We start from the raw sequence: 12,313 nt of genomic DNA on the forward strand, positions 1-12,313 counted from the left end.
CGCGCGTCGCAGCATCGCGGGTGGCGAGCTGCTGCGACTCGCGTCGCGCGTTCAAGACGAGGAGGTTCGGGTGGGCCCGGCCGCTGAGCCCCGTTCCTTGCAACAGCTGCGAGGAACGGGGCTCAGGGGCGGATCAACCTTCGAGGTTGATGTGGCGGAGGGTCGGGAACATCATGCCGATCACCGGGGTGACGGTGAACTCCGAGGTGGAGATGTAGGCGTTGTTGGCCTGGTACCACACCGAGAAGAAGGCCTGCTCGGTCACCATCGTATTGAGCTTCTCAATCTCGGCGGTCTGCGCTTCGCCCGGCTCGGCGGTGAAGACCTTGTCAGCCTGCGCCTTGATCTCGGGGAAGCCGTCGATGCCCGGGTTGGGGTTGTACCGCTGCGGGTTGACGATCTGACGCTCGACGGTGGCGACGGGGTTGCCATCCATGGAGATCACGCCAATGAACATCGGGTAGGTGGGGGCGTTGCCCATGTAGTCCATGAACTGGTATTCGTCCCAGGTCACCTTGATATTCAGTTCGCCGAAGACCTGCTCGACGGTGGCCTGCCATGCCTGGAAGGGCTGTGCCATCGGCATCTTCACCTCGAAGCCGTCAGCGTAGCCGGCTTCTGCGAGCATCTTCTTGGCGGTTTCGATGTTCGGTGCGTAGAGGTCGTTCAGCTTGGGCAGGTTGCCTGTGGTGTCGGCGGGGAACACCTGGTTGGTGTCGACGCCGGCACCCTGGCCGATCGCGCCCAGCATCTCAGCGCCGTTGAAGGCGTAGTTGAGCGCCTGGCGCACCTTGAGGTTGCCGAGGGGCTTCCCCATTTCGGTGGATCCGGTGCGGTCGGTGAACTGCAGGCCGACCCAGGTGGCGACGCCGGAGCTGACGTTCCAGTCGTTGTCGGCGGCCATGTCGATGCCGGTCTGGTCGCCGTAGATGAGGTTGAACTGACCGCCTTCGAGGCCGTTGAGCATCGCGGTCGGATCGCTGAGCGGCGAGATCACGAGCGGATCGAAGGGGAAGTCGGCGGCGGCCCAGTGGTCTGCGACCTTGTCGAAGTGGTATTCGGAGCCGGCGACGCTCGAATCGGAGAGCGTGTAGGGGCCGGAGCCGACGGGGGCGGTGGCGAGGCTGCCGTCGTCGATGGCGGAGGGTGCCATCATGTAGCTGCGGCCGAGACCCATGAAGTAGAGGATGGTGTCGTCGCGCTGCGTGAGGTGGATCGCGATGGTGTCTGCGTCGACGGCTTCGAAGCTCTCGACCTTGGTGTAGGCCTCCTGCGAGCGCACGCCCTGCTTGAGGTATTCAAGGCTCTTGACTGCGGCGTCGGCGTTGAATTCTTCACCGTTGGAGAAGACAGCGTCGGTGCGCAGGTCCATGGTGATGGTTTTGAAGTCGTCGGAGATCTCCCACTTGGTGGCGAGCGCCGGCTCGGGCTCGCCCTTGCCATTGTCAACGACGAGCGGGTCGTAGATTGCGGACAGGTAGGGGCCGTCGAAGCCGATGTCGGCGAGGGCGGGATCCCATGAGGTGACGTCAAGGAAGTTCCCGATATTGAGGGGTGCTACGGCGCCTTCGCCGCTCGCGCCCCCGTTATCGGTAGCGGATCCGCCTGATGAGCAGGCGGTCAGCGCGAGCGCCGCGGCAGCGACTGCTGCGAGGCCCGTGAGGGTTTTCTTCATCATGTCTACTTCTCTCGTCTTCGGAGATGTGGGTGAGGGTGAGGCACCGTTGCAGCTCCACCGCGCAGCCCGGGAATAGGGTCCCATCAGATGCGATGGACGTCACTTCGGCGTGCCGTCGGATTTCATTCTACGCACGTTGACAATAAAAACAAGTCGAGCGCTGTGGCAGAAATGTCACGAAAAAGACACAGTTCGCAAGTGACGCAACACTGGCGCCACGCCGGGCGAATCGTATACGATCACAGTCAGGCGACGCGGGGCTGCAGAGCGCAGCTCCGCGCACACGCAGAATTGGAGGCCTCGTGCTCGAGCAGTCACAGATCGAATCCATCGCGGATGAACTGGTGCAGGCGGACAAGGATCGCGCGATCCTGGCGAAGCTCACCTCCCGCTACCCCGGCATGGTGGTCGAGGACTCCTATGCGATTCAGAAGGTATGGTCGGATCGTCGCATCGCGGCCGGCGCTCGCCTCGTGGGGCACAAGATCGGCCTCACCTCGAAGGTGATGCAGCTCGCCACGGGCATTACCGAACCCGACTACGGCGTGATCCACGACGATATGGTCTACGAATCCGGCTCCGTGCTGGAGTTCGACCGCTACTCCAACGTGCGCATCGAGGTCGAACTCGCCTTTGTGCTCGCAAAGCCGCTGTCTGGCCCGAACACTTCGATCTTCGATGTGCTCGACGCCACCGCCTATGTGGTGCCCGCGCTCGAAGTGCTCAACTCGCACCTGGAACTCGAGGGTCGCACCATCGTCGACACCATCAGCGACAACGCTGCGATGGGTGCCATGGTGATGGGCGGCCGCCCGGTGAAGGTGGATGAACTTGACCTCACCTGGGCGAAGGCTCTGCTGTACCGCAACGAGACCATCGAAGACTCCGGCGTCGCGGGCGCGATTCTCGGCCACCCCGCCCTCGGCGTTGCGTGGCTCGCGAACAAGCTGGCGCAGCACGGGCAGCGCCTCGAAGCCGGCGAGATCATCCTCGCGGGCTCCTTCACCAAGCCGATGTGGGTGGAGCGCGGCGACACTGTGCACGCCGACTACCACGAGCTGGGTTCGGTGACATGCCGCTTCGTGTAGAGCTTCCGGCGACGCTGCGCGAACGCCTGGCCGCCGCCGAGCGCCCGCTGATCGGCTTGTGGGCCTGCGCCGGCAGCCCCGTCACCGCTGAGATCGTCGCAGGCAGCGGCTGCGATTGGGTGCTGCTCGATGCCGAGCACTCCCCCAACGGGCTCGAGTCGGTGCTTGCGCAGCTCTACGCGATGTCGGCGTATCCTGTGGCACCGCTGGTGCGCCCTCCATTCGGTGACACCGTCACCATCAAGCAGTTTCTCGACCTGGGCGCGCAGAATCTGCTGATCCCCATGGTTGACTCTGCCGAGCAGGCCATGGAGATAGTGCGAGCGGTGCGCTACCCGGACGGTTCCGCGGGCGGCGGGGTGCGCGGTGTCGGTTCGGCGCTCGCGCGCTCGGCCCGCTGGAATCGGGTGGAGGGCTATCTGGGCCGCGCTTCGGAGACCATCAGCCTGACCGTGCAGATCGAGTCGGCTGCGGCGGTCGCAGATGTGGAACGCATCGTGGCCGTCGATGGGGTCGACGCGATCTTCATCGGCCCCTCTGATCTCGCAGCCTCGATGGGGCTGCTCGGGCAGCAGGGCCATCCCGAGGTGGTGGCGTCGGTGCTGCACGCGATTGCTGCCGGGGTTGCGGCGGGCAAGCCTGTGGGGGTGAACGCTTTTGTGCAGGCCGATGCTGAGCGCTACATCGCTGCCGGGGCTTCGTTCGTGGCCGTGGGCGCGGATGTTGCGATTCTCGCGCGCCAGACCGAGGCATTGGTGGATCGCTTTACCGGTGCGGCCACCGCTGAGCGCGCCAGTTACTAGCACGCCACCGTGGAGCCCCGAAGTGCCTGTCGCCGCGGCGAAGCAGTGCGACTTCGGGGCTCTGCGCGTTGGGAAGCGGCGGATCGATCTGCGCACTTCCCAAACCTATCCAGATCGTATACGATAAGAAATACAACGAGCTCCGTCCTGGAACGGAGCCAGATGAGCGAGGTAGCTATGACGTACGGAATCGAGACCCCCGGCAAGATCATCGCCGTCCATCTCAACTACCCGTCGCGGATCGCGCAGCGCGGCCGCACCCCCGCATTCCCCTCTTACTTCTTCAAGCCGGCATCCTCGCTGGCCCCCACCGGCAGCACCATCGAGCGCCCGGCAGGCACCGAACTGCTCGCCTTCGAGGGCGAGATCGCCCTGGTCATCGGCGCACCCGCCCGCTGGGTCACCCCTGAAGACGGCTGGAAGCACGTCGCCTACGTCACCGCCGCCAACGACTTTGGCCTCTACGATCTGCGCGCCGCCGACAAGGGCTCCAATGTGCGCAACAAGGGTGGCGACGGCTACACACCCATCGGCCCCCAGGCCATCCCCACTGAGGGCATCGGCCAGGATCAATGGCGCGTGCGCACCTGGGTCAACGGCGAACTCGCGCAGGACGACACCAGCGACACCCTCAAGTTCCCCTTCGGCCAGCTCGTCGCCGATCTCTCGCAGCACATGACCCTCGAAACCGGCGACGTGATTCTCACCGGCACCCCCGCAGGTTCCTCCGTAGTGATCCCCGGCGACGTGATCGAGGTCGAGGTCGATGCGCCGAACGCGCCCGGCGCACCCTCCACCGGCCGCCTCATCACCAGGGTCACCCAGGGCGAGCACGCCTTCGGCGACTTCGGCAACACCCCCGCCGTCGACAACATGCAGCGCATCGAGGCCTGGGGCAGCGAAGCAGAGCACGCGGCAGCCGTCGCAGCAGGCCGCGCCACCCCGCTTGACGCGCCGGCAGAGGCGAGCCCGCTCACTGCCGAGATCCGCGAACTGCTCGACGGCGTAGCCGTCGCAACCGTGTCGGCCGCGCTGCGCAAGCGCGGCTACGTCGACATCTTCATCGACGGCGTGCACCCCAATCATGAGGGCGACACCATCCTCGGCACCGCCAAAACCCTGCGCTTCATCCCCTTCCGCCCCGACCTGTTCAAGCAGTACGGCGGCGGCTTCAACGCCCAGAAGCGGGCCTTCGACACCGTGAACGAGGGCGAGGTGCTGGTGGTCGAGGCCCGCGGCATCCCCTCCACCGGCACCGTCGGCGATGTGCTCGCCCTGCGCGCCCAGGTGCGTGGCGCCGCCGGCATCGTCACCGACGGCGGCGTGCGCGACTTCGCAGCCGTGCAGCAGTTCGACATTCCCGTCTTCTCGCAGGGTGCCCACCCCAGCGTGCTTGGCCGACGCCACGTGCCGTGGGAGACCGACGTCACCATCGCCTGCGGCGGCGCGGCCGTGCAGCCCGGAGACATCATCATGGGCGACCGCGACGGCGTCATCGTGATCCCGCCGTTCCTGCTCGACGAAGTGGCCCGCGAAGCCGCCGCGCAGGAAGAAGCCGATGCATGGGTGGCCGAGCAGGTGGCGCTGGGCGCCCCCGTCGACGGCCTCTTCCCCATGAACGCCGAATGGAAGGCGAAGTACGAGGCCTCACGCGGCGAGCAGGAAGCGCAGGCGTAATCATGGCCGCCGAATCGAAGTCCGAGCGCGCATACCGCCTGATCCGCAGCCGGATCGACAGCGGCCAGTACGTGCCCGGCTACCGGCTCGTGCTCGCCACCATCGCCAACGAGCTCGATATGTCGGTGGTGCCGGTGCGCGAGGCGATCCGCCGCCTCGAAGCAGAGCAGCTCGTCACCTTCGAGCGCAACGTCGGCGCGCAGGTCTCCCTCGTGAAAGAGACCGAATACCTGCACACCATGCAGACCCTCGCGCTCGTCGAGGGCGCGGCGACCGGGCTCGCCGCGCCGCACATCACCGCAGACCAGATCACCCGGGCCCGCGCCGTCAACGACACCATGCGCGAATCGCTCACGGCCTTCGATCCGCTGCGCTTTACCGAACTCAACCTCGAGTTCCACAGCGTGCTCTTCGAGACCTGCCCCAACCCGCACATTCTCGACCTCGTGCACCGCGGCTGGAACCGCATGAAGGTGCTGCGCAACTCGTCCTTCAGCTTCGTGCCGGGGCGGGCGCAGCAATCGGTCGAAGAACACGAACGGCTGCTGCGACTCATCGAGAGCCGCGCAGATCCGCTCGACATCGAGATGATGGCCCGCGCACACCGCACCGCCACCCTCGACGCCGTGCTCACCCACGCGGAAGAGCACAAGCACACGAGCGACAGGCATCCGATTCAGGCCGCCTGACACCCCATAGACCCACACCCGCAACCCATTACCGGAGGCGAAAGCATGACCCAGGAAAAGCCCGCAGGGCTGCCAGACAAGATCCGCCACTTCATCGACGGCAAGCACGTCGACTCGGTCGGCGGCGAAGAGTTCGAGGTGCTCAACCCCGTCACCAACGAGACCTACATCATGGCCGCCTCGGGCCAGAAGGCCGACATCGACCTCGCGGTCGCCGCAGCGAAGCGCGCGTTCGAAGAGGGCCCCTGGCCGAAGATGAAGCCCCGCGAGCGCTCGCGCATCCTGCACAAGGTTGCCGACATCGTCGAGTCGCGCGATGAGCAGCTCGCGCAGTTCGAAAGCTTCGACTCCGGCCTGCCGATCACGCAGGCCAAGGGTCAGGCGCGTCGCGCGGCCGAGAATTTCCGCTTCTTTGCCGACCTGATCGTGGCCCAGCACGATGACACCTTCAAGGTGCCCGGTGTGCAGATCAACTACGTGAACCGCAAGCCGATCGGCGTCGCGGGCCTCATCACCCCGTGGAACACCCCCTTCATGCTCGAGTCGTGGAAGCTCGGCCCGGCCCTCGCGACGGGCAACACCGTGGTGCTGAAGCCGGCCGAGTTCACCCCGCTCTCGGCCTCGCTGTGGGGAGAGATCTTCCGTGAGGCCGGCATCCCCGACGGCGTCTTCAACCTCGTCGGCGGCTTCGGCGAGTCGGCCGGCGACTCGCTCGTCAAGCACCCCGACGTGCCGCTCATCTCGTTCACGGGCGAGAGCCGCACCGGCCAGATCATCTTCGGCAACTCGGCCCCCTTCCTGAAGGGCCTGTCGATGGAGCTCGGCGGCAAGAGCCCCGCCGTCGTCTTCGACGACGCCGACCTCGAGACCGCGCTCGACGCCACCGTCTTCGGCGTGTTCAGCCTGAACGGCGAGCGCTGCACCGCGGGTAGCCGCATCCTCGTGCAGCGCGGCATCTACGACGAGTTCGTGGAGCGCTACGCCGAGCGCACCAAGAACATCGTGGTGGGCCTCCCCTCAGACCCGAAGACCGAGGTGGGCGCAATCGTGCACCCCGAGCACTACGAGAAGGTCATGAGCTACGTCGAGATCGGCAAGAGCGAGGGTCGCCTCATCGCCGGCGGGGGCCGCCCCGAGGGCTTCCCCGAGGGCAACTTCGTCGCCCCGACTGCCTTCGCCGATGTGTCGCCCGATGCTCGCATCTTCCAGGAGGAGATCTTCGGCCCCGTCGTCGCGATCACCCCCTTCGACACCGAAGAAGAAGCGCTCGCGCTCGCCAATAACACCAAGTACGGCCTCGCGGCCTACATTTGGACCTCCGATCTGAAGCGCGCGCACAACTTCGCGCACGCTGTCGAGGCCGGCATGGTGTGGCTCAACTCGAACAACCTGCGCGACCTGCGCACCCCCTTCGGCGGTGTGAAGGCCTCGGGCCTCGGCCACGAGGGCGGTTACCGTTCGATCGATTTCTACACCGACCAGCAGGCTGTGCACATCACGCTCGGCACGGCCCACTTCCCCCGCTTCGGCGCCGGCAAGTAACCTTCGTGATCCGGGCCGCCGCGCCGCGCGGCCCGGATCCGCCCCCCCTCCCCCCTCCCTCACACAGCAAGGACGCTCCCCATGGCAAAACTCAACGAAAGCGACAAGACCTCCTCGGGTTTCTGGGTCACCACCGAGGCCCCGATCGAGTCGAACAACCCTGTGGCCACCCCGCAGGCAGAGGCACCTGATATCCTCCGCTGCGCCTACATGGAGCTCGTCGTGACCGACCTCGCCGCGTCACGCGAGTTCTACGTCGACGTGCTCGGTCTCTACGTGACCGAGGAAGACGACGAGGCCGTCTACCTGCGCTCCACCGAAGAGTTCATTCACCACAACCTGGTGCTGCGCAAGGGCCCGGTCGCCGCGGTTGCCGCGTTCTCGTACCGGGTGCGCACCCCCGAAGATCTCGATAAGGCCGTCGCCTTCTACACCGAGCTCGGCTGCGATGTGCGTCGCAACGAGCAGGGCTTCGTGAAGGGCATCGGCGATTCGGTGCGCGTGGTCGATCCGCTCGGCTTCCCCTACGAGTTCTTCTACCAGACCGAGCACGTCGAGCGTCTCGCCTGGCGCTACGACCTGCAGAAGCCGGGCGAGCTGGTGCGTCTCGACCACTTCAATCAGGTCACCCCGGATGTGCCCCGCGCGGTGCGCCACTACCAGGATCTCGGTTTCCGGGTCACCGAAGACATCCAGGACAACGAGGGCACCGTCTACGCGGCCTGGCTGCGCCGCAAGCCGACCGTGCACGACACCGCAGCAACGGGCGGTGACGGCCCCCGCATGCACCACGTCGCCTTCGCCACCCACGAGAAGCACAACATTCTCGCGATCTGCGACAAGCTCGGCGCGCTGCGTCTCAGCGACCACATCGAGCGTGGCCCGGGCCGTCACGGTGTGTCCAACGCGTTCTACCTCTACCTGCGCGACCCCGACGGCCACCGCGTCGAGATCTACACCCAGGATTACTACACTGGCGACCCGGACAACCCCGTCGTCACCTGGGATGTGCACGACAACCAGCGCCGTGACTGGTGGGGCAACCCCGTCGTGCCGTCGTGGTACACCGACGCCTCGCTCGTGCTCGACCTCGACGGCAACCCGCAGCCTGTCGTGGCCCGCACCGACAACAGCGAGATGGCCGTGACCATCGGTGCCGACGGCTTCTCGTACACCCGCGAGGGTGACGATGTGAAGGGCTTCAAGCTCGGCGAAACGCTCTAGGGAGCGGTTCTCGATGGGCCCGGGCGCAGTGCGCGCCCGGGCCCATTTGCATGTGGGGGGGGCGGATCCGGATCCCGATCCGTCCGCGAGCCGGGCCGATGCCTGGCCGAGCAGCGCGAGCGCTACTGCTCCTGCTCCTGCGGCGCGATGCCGAGCGCAAGCTCGGCGTAGCTGCGCACCGCGGCGCGGCACTCTTCCCGCGGGGTGCGGTCGCCCACGAGTGGGTAGAGGTCGTAGGCGTCTTCGAGCGCGACGAGGTTGCGGGCGATCATGCCTGGCGGTGAGGCGAGGGTGAACTCCCCTGTGCCCGCACCGATCTCGATGATTGTGCGGTAGAGCATGATCTGACGCTCGGTGAGGGCGCGGTGCGCCGGCAGGTACTCGGGATGCTCGGCGAGGATCGACACGCTCTCATACACGTAGCGCAGTTCGTCGCTGATCTCGTCGGGCACGCCGGCCTCGATGAGGGCGTAGATGCGGGCTGTGGCGGTTTCGGGTCTGTCGATGATGCGCTGGCGACGCTCGCTGAACTGCTCCATCGCGCCTGCGAGCGCGGTGATCTGCAACTCGTTGAGGCTCGAGAAGTAGTGCAGCACATTGGCGGGGCTCATCTCAGCTTCGGCCGCGACGGAGCGCACATTGACCGCTTTGCGGGGACGCGACCGCGCAACCCGCCAGAAGGCGCGAATGATGTCTTCGCGGCGTTCGTGGCGGCGTCGCGCGGTCGCGTTCATGGTGTCAGCCTACCGGCCCGGGTGCGACCTCACTCGGCAACGGGCTGCGGTACGACCCGCACCGATTCGGTGAGGCTGGCATAGTAAGCGGGCTTGCGGCGCTTGAGCACGAGGCCCACGATGATGCCTCCGATGAACAGGATCGGCGTCGGCAGTAGCAGCACCTGGTTCATGGGGCCTGTCAGCCCGGTGACCACCTCGAAGTTGGTGATGATGAGGATGTAGCCGATGATGAGGCCCACGGCACCGATGGCCGGAGCCACGATCACTCGCCACACGCTGTGCCCGCGGCGATCCTTCACGAAGTACCAAACCACTGCGACGGCTGTGACGGCCTGCGCGAAGACGAGCCCCTGCACCCCTGTGGCGTAGGTCCAGATAGCGAGCCCGAGGAAGGGATCGGCGCGCAGCAGCAGGGCGACGAGCACGGCGAGCAGCGAGATGGCCGAGAGCGTGAGGCTTGCGAGGGCGGGCGACTGGCTGCGAGCGCTGGTGCGCCCCAGTGCCCGCGGCAGTAGCCCTTCACGTCCGAGCGAGAAGAGGTAGCGGGTGCAGGCGTTGTGGAAGGAGAGCACGCAGGCGAAGAAGCTGGTGACGATGAGGATCTTCATGACGAACGCCGCCCATGCGCCGGCGTAGTTGCCGGTGCCCTCGATGACGAGCGTCTCGAAGGCGTCGCTGCGGGCGAGCTCAATGAGGCCGTCGGCGCCGAACGCGAGGGTGAGGATCCAGAAGGTGAAGGCGTAGAAGAGACCGAGGAAAGCGATTGCGATGATCGTGGCGCGGGGCACGGTGCGCTCGGGGCGCTTCGCCTCCTCCGCGTAGATGGCGGTGCTCTCGAAGCCGAGGTAGGCACCGAAACCGATCACGAAGAGCGCGCCGGCGCCGGGGGCGAAGAACACATGCTGCGGGTCGAAGGAGGCGAGGCTTGCGGGCTCGGGGCCGCCGTCGGTGAGCACCGCAACGGCGAGCACGAGCAGGATCGCGACCTCGAGGGTGAGCAGCACGGCGAGCACCTTCGCGCCCACGTCGACCTTGTTGTAACCGAGCAGGCCCACGATGAGCACGGCCGCGATCGAGTAGACACCCCAGGGCAGTTCGAGCCCGAAAAGTTCGGCGAAGGTGAACTCGGCAAAGAATCCGATGAAGCCGTAGAAGCAGATGACGAGCGCCACGTAGGCGAACACCGTCACCGAGGAGACCGCGAGGCCTGCGGGTTTGCCGAGCCCACGCGAGACGTAAGCGTAGAACGCCCCGGCGTTGCGCACGCTCTGCGACATGGCAGTGAAGCCGAGCGCGAAGCAGATGAGCACGGCCCCTGCGAAGAGGATGGCACCGGGGGCGCCGATGCCGCCCATGCGGAAGGAGGTGATGGCGCCGCTGACGATCACAGTGAGAGGTGCCGCTGCAGAGATCACGAAGAAGACGATGTCCCAGGTGCCGAGTCTGCCTGCGGCGAGCGCTCCGTCCTGCGTCGCCGTTACTGTGGTGGACGGTGCTGACATGTCGACTCCTTTGTCATCGAATCTCGGAGGTATTTCGAACGTCGATCAAACAATCGCATCCATCGCCTCCGAACGGTAGTGTAATCACAAACGGAAGGATTAAACAATGTTCAATACTTCGGATCACTCACCCGATACGCAGCAGCAGTCGCCTCGCGCAGCGCCGCGCGCCCGCGATCTCGGTGTGCCCCTCGACGGAGAGCCGGGCCCACTGAACGCCATCACCGATGTGCCCGGCCTCGAAGTCGGATACGTGACGATCGCAGACGACTCCCCCGTTGTTGCTCGTACCGGTGTTACCGCAATCCTGCCCCGCGGACGAGACCGCGCAGGCCTCCCCTGCGCTGCGGGCGTCGCGGTGCTGAACGGCAACGGCGAACTCACGGGGCGCAGCTGGATCGAGGAGTCGGGCCAACTGCAGGCCCCCATCGCCATCACCAACTCGCACGCCGTGGGCGCGGTGCACCGCGGCATCGACCGCTGGATGGCAACGCATCACCCCGAGAGCGCGGCCGCGTGGATGCTGCCCGTCGTGGGCGAGACCTGGGATGGCTACCTCAACTCGATCAACGCCGACACCGTGCACCCCGAGCATGCCGAGCAGGCCCTCGATGCGGCCAGCGGTGGCCCGCTTGCCGAGGGGAACGTCGGCGGCGGCACCGGCATGAACTGCTACGGCTTCAAGGGCGGCACCGGCACCGCCTCGCGCACCGTGTGCATCGGCGACGAGTCGTACACAGTGGGCGTACTGCTGCAGGCCAACTTCGGCTCACGCGAAGAGCTCAAGTTCGCCGGTCGGGCGCTCGGCCGCGCCTCGCAGGCCCCGAATCCGATGGAGACGAGCAACTGGTTCGAGCAGGAACTCGCAGGTGCTCGCGCCGTGCCAGGCGCCGGTAGCGTCATCGTGGTCGTCGCCACCGATGCCCCACTGCTCCCCGACCAGTGCGAAGCACTCGCACGCCGCGTACCGCTTGGGCTCGCCCGCACCGGCACCACGGGCAGCCACTTCTCAGGCGACATCTTCCTGGCCTTTTCGACGGCAAACGAGGGCTCCTTCGGATCGCGCATGGCGGCGGGACCGGTGGTGGAGCAGATCGCGCACCTGGCCTGGGGGCGCATCGATCCGCTCTTCGCCGGCGTCGTCGAAGCCACCGAGGAAGCGGTGCTCAATGCCCTTGTCGCGGCCCGTGACACCGTCGGCCGCAATAGCCACGCAAGCTTCGCTCTGCCACACGCGGAGGTGCGGGCCGCGTTCGCCACCGCGTGAGCGCCCCGTGAACGGGCCCGGCGCGGGCCCGTTCACGGCACCGCATCAGCCACACTCTCTCGCACACACGCACCGCAGGCCCTCCCATCCGCAACTATCCATTTGG

10 protein-coding genes are annotated in these 12,313 nt (G+C 66.4%); 7 read left to right on the plus strand and 3 right to left on the minus strand.

What is annotated here, in order from left to right; translation table 11 throughout:
• Positions 1 to 133: 133 nt before the first annotated feature.
• On the minus strand, positions 134 to 1,678 hold the full coding sequence (locus WFI54_RS05660; protein ID WP_336651823.1) for an ABC transporter substrate-binding protein: 1,545 nt from the start codon (positions 1,676 to 1,678) through the stop codon (positions 134 to 136).
• A gap of 302 nt (positions 1,679 to 1,980) precedes the next feature.
• On the opposite strand from WFI54_RS05660, the gene WFI54_RS05665 reads away from it, so the two are divergent.
• The 6 genes from WFI54_RS05665 (at position 1,981) to hpaD (ending at position 8,701) form a co-directional block, all read left to right on the plus strand.
• Entirely contained in the window at positions 1,981 to 2,766 is a 786-nt protein-coding gene (locus WFI54_RS05665; RefSeq protein WP_336651824.1) for a fumarylacetoacetate hydrolase family protein, read from the plus strand.
• On the plus strand, positions 2,751 to 3,569 hold the full coding sequence (locus WFI54_RS05670; RefSeq protein ID WP_336651825.1) for an HpcH/HpaI aldolase family protein: 819 nt from the start codon (positions 2,751 to 2,753) through the stop codon (positions 3,567 to 3,569). Before WFI54_RS05665 ends, WFI54_RS05670 begins: the two co-directional genes overlap by 16 nt.
• A 177-nt stretch (positions 3,570 to 3,746) precedes the next feature.
• On the plus strand, positions 3,747 to 5,246 hold the full coding sequence (locus tag WFI54_RS05675; RefSeq protein ID WP_336652197.1) for a fumarylacetoacetate hydrolase family protein: 1,500 nt from the start codon (positions 3,747 to 3,749) through the stop codon (positions 5,244 to 5,246).
• A gap of 2 nt (positions 5,247 to 5,248) precedes the next feature.
• Complete coding sequence (locus WFI54_RS05680) at positions 5,249 to 5,935, plus strand: GntR family transcriptional regulator (protein WP_336651826.1); 687 nt, start codon at positions 5,249 to 5,251, stop codon at positions 5,933 to 5,935.
• 45 nt (positions 5,936 to 5,980) lie between these two features.
• Entirely contained in the window at positions 5,981 to 7,477 is a 1,497-nt protein-coding gene (gene hpaE, locus WFI54_RS05685) for a 5-carboxymethyl-2-hydroxymuconate semialdehyde dehydrogenase (RefSeq protein ID WP_336651827.1), read from the plus strand.
• A gap of 81 nt (positions 7,478 to 7,558) precedes the next feature.
• Positions 7,559 to 8,701, plus strand: coding sequence for a 3,4-dihydroxyphenylacetate 2,3-dioxygenase (hpaD, locus tag WFI54_RS05690; RefSeq protein WP_336651828.1), 1,143 nt, complete (start codon positions 7,559 to 7,561; stop codon positions 8,699 to 8,701).
• A 122-nt stretch (positions 8,702 to 8,823) separates the two neighbouring features.
• Here hpaD and WFI54_RS05695 read toward each other — a convergent pair whose 3' ends face one another.
• Both WFI54_RS05695 and WFI54_RS05700 read right to left on the minus strand, forming a co-directional pair.
• The gene (locus WFI54_RS05695) at positions 8,824 to 9,435 is read right to left on the minus strand and encodes a hypothetical protein (protein ID WP_336651829.1); all 612 of its coding nucleotides are present in this window, start codon (positions 9,433 to 9,435) and stop codon (positions 8,824 to 8,826) included.
• Positions 9,436 to 9,464: 29 nt separating this feature from the next.
• Positions 9,465 to 10,940 (minus strand): APC family permease, encoded by a 1,476-nt coding sequence (locus WFI54_RS05700; RefSeq protein ID WP_336651830.1) that lies wholly within the window; start codon positions 10,938 to 10,940, stop codon positions 9,465 to 9,467.
• Positions 10,941 to 11,046: 106 nt separating this feature from the next.
• On the opposite strand from WFI54_RS05700, the gene WFI54_RS05705 reads away from it, so the two are divergent.
• A complete protein-coding gene (locus tag WFI54_RS05705) occupies positions 11,047 to 12,207 on the plus strand; it encodes a DmpA family aminopeptidase (RefSeq protein WP_336651831.1) in 1,161 nt (386 codons plus the stop codon).
• The last annotated feature ends 106 nt before the right edge of the window (positions 12,208 to 12,313 follow it).

Origin of the sequence: Leucobacter sp. MMO-125, assembly GCF_037148395.1 — a bacterium.
Lineage (GTDB): Bacteria > Actinomycetota > Actinomycetes > Actinomycetales > Microbacteriaceae > Leucobacter.

Bases quoted from the DNA above. Each gene is read 5' to 3' on its own strand.
- WFI54_RS05660 (WP_336651823.1), bottom strand. From the start codon at position 1,678: ATGATGAAGAAAACCCTCACGGGCCTCGCAGCAGTCGCTGCCGCGGCG.
- WFI54_RS05670 (WP_336651825.1), top strand. From the start codon at position 2,751: ATGCCGCTTCGTGTAGAGCTTCCGGCGACGCTGCGCGAACGCCTGGCC.
- WFI54_RS05675 (WP_336652197.1), top strand. From the start codon at position 3,747: ATGACGTACGGAATCGAGACCCCCGGCAAGATCATCGCCGTCCATCTC.
- WFI54_RS05680 (WP_336651826.1), top strand. From the start codon at position 5,249: ATGGCCGCCGAATCGAAGTCCGAGCGCGCATACCGCCTGATCCGCAGC.
- hpaE (WP_336651827.1), top strand. From the start codon at position 5,981: ATGACCCAGGAAAAGCCCGCAGGGCTGCCAGACAAGATCCGCCACTTC.
- hpaD (WP_336651828.1), top strand. From the start codon at position 7,559: ATGGCAAAACTCAACGAAAGCGACAAGACCTCCTCGGGTTTCTGGGTC.
- WFI54_RS05695 (WP_336651829.1), bottom strand. From the start codon at position 9,435: ATGAACGCGACCGCGCGACGCCGCCACGAACGCCGCGAAGACATCATT.
- WFI54_RS05700 (WP_336651830.1), bottom strand. From the start codon at position 10,940: ATGTCAGCACCGTCCACCACAGTAACGGCGACGCAGGACGGAGCGCTC.
- WFI54_RS05705 (WP_336651831.1), top strand. From the start codon at position 11,047: ATGTTCAATACTTCGGATCACTCACCCGATACGCAGCAGCAGTCGCCT.